This is a genomic window from Mesorhizobium sp. M2A.F.Ca.ET.037.01.1.1 (genome assembly GCF_003998075.1).
Lineage (GTDB): Bacteria > Pseudomonadota > Alphaproteobacteria > Rhizobiales > Rhizobiaceae > Mesorhizobium.
Window position 1 is genome coordinate 1 of record NZ_RZSA01000666.1, and the last position, 3870, is coordinate 3870.

5 protein-coding genes are annotated in these 3870 nt (G+C 63.5%); 1 reads left to right on the top strand and 4 read right to left on the bottom strand.

Annotation, left to right across the window (positions count from 1 at the left end; genetic code table 11):
• On the bottom strand, window positions 1-362 hold a 362-nt coding region (locus tag EOA27_RS26515; RefSeq protein ID WP_145970543.1), incomplete at its 3' end, for a TadE/TadG family type IV pilus assembly protein.
• Window positions 363-367: 5 nt separating this feature from the next.
• A complete protein-coding gene (locus tag EOA27_RS26520) occupies window positions 368-1663 on the bottom strand; it encodes a pilus assembly protein TadG-related protein (RefSeq protein WP_245467124.1) in 1296 nt (431 codons plus the stop codon).
• A 251-nt stretch (window positions 1664-1914) separates the two neighbouring features.
• On the opposite strand from EOA27_RS26520, the gene EOA27_RS26525 reads away from it, so the two are divergent.
• On the top strand, window positions 1915-3132 hold the full coding sequence (locus tag EOA27_RS26525; protein ID WP_126083412.1) for a pilus assembly protein TadG-related protein: 1218 nt from the start codon (window positions 1915-1917) through the stop codon (window positions 3130-3132).
• An 80-nt stretch (window positions 3133-3212) separates the two neighbouring features.
• Here the strand turns inward: EOA27_RS26525 and EOA27_RS26530 are convergent, their stop codons facing one another.
• On the bottom strand, window positions 3213-3443 hold the full coding sequence (locus EOA27_RS26530; protein WP_126061553.1) for a hypothetical protein: 231 nt from the start codon (window positions 3441-3443) through the stop codon (window positions 3213-3215).
• A 71-nt stretch (window positions 3444-3514) separates the two neighbouring features.
• A partial coding sequence (locus tag EOA27_RS41610) for a hypothetical protein (RefSeq protein WP_210214171.1) occupies window positions 3515-3870 on the bottom strand: 356 nt, incomplete at its 5' end.

Genomic DNA, 3870 nt, shown 5'->3' on the forward strand with positions numbered 1-3870 from the left:
CCCGAGGCCTGGATCTCGACGAAGATCGTGGGCACTTTCGATCCCGCGCACATGGTCGACGCCGACGCCACTACGATCGTCCCGCATTTATAGACGCGATTGACGGTGACCGCCGCGTCCGTAGGCTTTTTCTCCCAACTCGCCAGCGCGGCTGCCCGCGTGCTGCTGTCGTCGCCGGATCCCGCCAGGACCAGGTTTGCCGCCGTCTTCACACCGGCGCGCATCGAAAGCGAGTTGGTGACGTAGGACCAGCCGTCGACGGTGCCCAGCAGGGCGACGCACAGCACCGGCAGCACAAGCGCGAATTCGACCGCGGCGGCGCCGGATCGGTCTCTGCGGAAACGGATCGCCGGTGGCTGCATGGCCGCTACTCGACGAGCACTATGGACGTTGCGGCCGTGATGCCATCCATCCCATAGGCCGTGCAGTCCTGATTGATGGTGGAATTGCCTGACCACTGAACCGTGTCCGCAACGACCTGCGTGCAGCCACCCTTGCCGGAGAAATTGCCGAGATAGTTGACCTGCTGCTTGGGGAAGTAGATGGCGCCGGTCAGCAAGGAGGTCGCGGTACCGTTGAAGGTGCTCTGTGCCCAGACGCCAGTCCTGTCGCCGTAGAACAGCACACCGGAATAGGTGCCCGAGGTCGGCGCGCTCAGATTCACTGTGGCGTTGCCGTTCATGCTGACGGTGTTGCTGCCGGACATGAAGATGGTTACGCCGTTGGTGCAAGGGGCGGCGCAGGTGATGACCGCACCCGCGTTGATCTTCAAATTCCCCTGGACGACATAGGTCCCGGAAGAGAGCGCGACATTGCCGTTGAGGTTCATGCCACTGCAATAGGTGCCAGGCTGTAGTGTTTGCGTCGTCTTGCTGGCGTTGACATTCCTGCACGGGTTCGTGACCGCGGGCGCCGGCAGGGAGGAGAAAGGATCGGCGGCCGGCAAGGCCTGTGTGATCTTCGACGCGCATTTCGTGGTCACCGGGTTGTTCAGCACCATGCCGCCGACCGTGATCAGACAGTCGGCCTTCAGGCTCGCCGAGCCCTGCACCTTGATGGCATCACTGGCGGTCGAATCGGACATGACGGAGCAGCCGTTAAGATTGACGGTGGTGCTGCCGGAAAAGAGCGCCGCCTGCGCGGCCGAGTTGTTGAGCGCCAGGATGCAAGCGTAGGAGGCGTCGTTGATCAGGGCCACCGCCCTCGCCCGCTCAGGCACCTTGCTCGATGTGAAGATCGAGGTGAACATCCGGTCCAGTTGCTGGTTGAGGATCACCTCGACCGCCTTCTTGGCCGTGTATGCCCCGGATGTCGGCGGCGTGTGCACGGTGATGGTGCCTGTGCCCAGCCCGTTCGAAGTCGCCGATGTCGTGGCGGCCGCGGTGATGGTAGCCGTGTTGGAGCCCCAGGACTTTTCCACTGCGCCGGCATAAGCCGCCGCATCCGCCGTCGACTGCAGCTTCAGGCTCGAATAATACCAGTAGGAGGTCTCGACGCCGAGCCCCGCCCCGCCGACGACGACCGGCAGGGTTAGAGCGAATATGGTCGCGACATTGCCGCCCTTGCCTTCGCAAAAGCGTCGAATGAAGCGCCGGAAAAAAAGATGTCTGAAGAACCGACCTGAAGAGGCCATGGCCGAGCGCGCCCAAGCTATCCCAGCCATCACATCAATCATTGCCGTATGAACGAATGCCTAATTATTTCGGTCGAGTTGAGCCGGTAGGACCGCAGCGGGACGCCGCCTCCAACTTACGCCGCGCATACTCAGACTTAAGGCCTACCCGCCCTATGACTTAAGATGTAACCATCGGTAAAACCTAATATTTTGGCACTTTCTGCATTTTAACTTTTTTGGAAATCGCCCGTAGAGACCACACGCATAACACTCTGTGAAATACGACGAGGGCGGGCGCCATGCTTGGACGGTTTTGGGTTTCGAAGCGCGGCAACTTCGCGGTCGCAACGGCGGTTGCCATGGTGCCGCTGATGCTTGGTTTGGCAGCATCCATCGACCTGATCGGCACCAGCGACGACGCCGCCCAGCTGCAGAATTCCCTCGACGCCGCCGGCCTTGCGATGGGCACCAAATACCAGCCGGGCATGTCGGCGGGCGACCTGCGGCAACTGGGCCAGACCTTCTTCGCGGCCAATATGAGCGCCGCCGACGCGCAGGAGCTGTCGGGCAGCCTCGCCGCCTTCCAAGCCTCCGCCAGCGGCGATCCGGGCGCTTATTTCATTTCGGCGTCGTCGAGCATCAGCCGGCCGGCCTTCCTCGGCGCCATGCCGGCCTGGCAGGCGACGCGCACCGCCTCGGTCAAGATCAAGCCCGGCGCGCAGGCCTGCGTGCTGGCGCTCAACCAGCATGCCGACAACGCGGTCAACCTGCAGGGCTCGACCAATGTGGCGATGGCCGGCTGCGTGATCGCGGCCAATTCGGACGCCGCCGACTCCGTCAACCGCGGCGGCTCGGCGGTAGTCAGCGCAGCTTGCGTCTCGACGGTCGGCGCCACGCAAGGGTTGACGCCGCCCAGCGCCACGCTTTCCTGCGGCACGCCGCATGAGAACCAGTACGCCTCGTTCGATCCGCTGGCCGACGTTGTTCCGCCCGCCTACACGCTCTGCCTGCCGGTGCCCAACGGCAAGACGATAACGCTCTCGCCGGGCACCTATTGCGACAAGACCCTGTCGGGAAAGATCACGCTCAATCCGGGCACCTACATCATGCGCAACGTCGTCATAAAGCCGGGCGGCAATGGCAGCCTGAGCGGCCAGGGCGTGACGATCTTCCTGATGGAGAACTCGCAGCTCTACATCAACGCCAACGAGCAGGTGAACCTCTCGCCGCCCACCAGCGGCCCCTATGCCGGCATCACCATCTACCAGGCGCATGGCAACACACGGGCGCTGACGCTGAACGGCGGATCCGGCTCGCTGGTGAGCGGTTTCATCTACGCGCCGGATGCGGCTATCACCTATACCGGAAATTCGGACATGAGCGCCCAGGGCAGTTGCCTGCGGCTGGTGGGCGACACCGTGGCAATGACGGGAAACTCCGCCGTGAAGTCGAACTGCACGGCCGAACTGGGGAACCGGGAGATGTATGCGGGCCGGATGGTCACCCTGGCGAGGTGAGACGGAAAGCGGCAGCGGCTCGCAAGGCCGCGGTGACCGATCTCCTGATGGAAAATCGATGGCCCGGCCGCCACGCCGAATTACGCGATGATGTCGGCGCCCGGCTGCTCGTCGAAGAGCACCGCGCAGCCGCGCTCCAGCGCAACCTGCGTCAAGGCGGTGGTCGCATCCTCGTCCGACGAGACGAAATCGCCGGTCAGCACGCGCAGTTCCTCGACGGCCCTCGACATAGGCACGACGCGCCCGGCCGAACGGTCGCTCACGCATGCGTCGATGACGCACAGAAGATCGATGAGTTCGAAATGATCCATGGCGGCCTCCGCTGCGGCCATCCCTTCGCCCTGTCAACGGCGTGTGGCGCGGACTGGTTCCCAGGCCGGCTTCATCCCTGCGGCCTTGCCGGCGCGAGCTTGAGGTCGAAGCGGGCCGGCAGGCATGGCTCGACACAGGCCTTGCGCACCGATCCGGTTGTCATGGTGTCGATTGGAAGAAGGACTATTATCCGAGCGTGGCGTGCCGGCCAGAGCGGCCTGTCAAAGAGAAGGAAGACGCCGCCGATCATCAGCGCCAGGAGCAGTGCCGCAACAGGTTCGCGATCATGTTGCCGGGTTGCACGGCCAGCAACTCCAGGAGCGATTGAAGGGAAAGGCGTGCCCGTCATATCGCAGGAATGGCGGGCACGCTTCGGTCGACCGCCGATGAAGGGACTTGTCCGGCGGCTTGCTAACCAAATGAATT

What these genes read in the sequence shown, in the direction of transcription:
- EOA27_RS26520 (WP_245467124.1), bottom strand. Translation starts at nt 1,663, where the DNA reads ATGGCTGGGATAGCTTGGGCGCGCTCGGCCATGGCCTCTTCAGGTCGG.
- EOA27_RS26530 (WP_126061553.1), bottom strand. Translation starts at nt 3,443, where the DNA reads ATGGATCATTTCGAACTCATCGATCTTCTGTGCGTCATCGACGCATGC.
- EOA27_RS26525 (WP_126083412.1), top strand. Translation starts at nt 1,915, where the DNA reads ATGCTTGGACGGTTTTGGGTTTCGAAGCGCGGCAACTTCGCGGTCGCA.